Source organism: Pseudomonas sp. 58 R 3 (assembly GCF_900006605.1).
GTDB classification, from domain to species: Bacteria; Pseudomonadota; Gammaproteobacteria; order Pseudomonadales; family Pseudomonadaceae; genus Aquipseudomonas; species Aquipseudomonas salomonii.
Window position 1 is genome coordinate 1 of the sequence record NZ_CVTT01000016.1, and the last position, 353, is coordinate 353.

1 protein-coding gene is annotated in these 353 nt (G+C 58.1%); it reads right to left on the reverse strand.

Translation table 11 applies throughout. The features are described 5' to 3' along the window. A partial coding sequence (locus tag BFP92_RS01940; RefSeq protein WP_139114020.1) for an RHS repeat domain-containing protein occupies positions 1-353 on the reverse strand: 353 nt, incomplete at both ends.

A 353-nucleotide genomic window follows, 5' to 3' on the forward strand; every position in this document is an offset into this window, starting at 1 on the left:
AGACTTCCTGGCTGCCATCGGCGTTATGCACCGTGACACGGCCGTCATCGGCCCAGGCATAGCGCGTATCCATCTGCGAAAAGCTGGCCCAATGCCGAACACACCGAGAAGCCTTGCCCGCTCGTTCCCATTCCCAAAAGAAACTCGCGCCACCGGCCAACCCACGTTCAAGAATGACGTGCTGCTCGTCGTACCGATAAACCTCGCGCTCACCTACCGCATTGGTCGCAGAAACCAGTCGCCCAAGGTCGTCATAGGTGTAGGAAACAACCTTCTGCTCGGTCACCCATTCAAACGGTTCATGCCCCTTGGCCCGATGAACCTGATAGTCCACCGCCACAATGCGGCCCAAT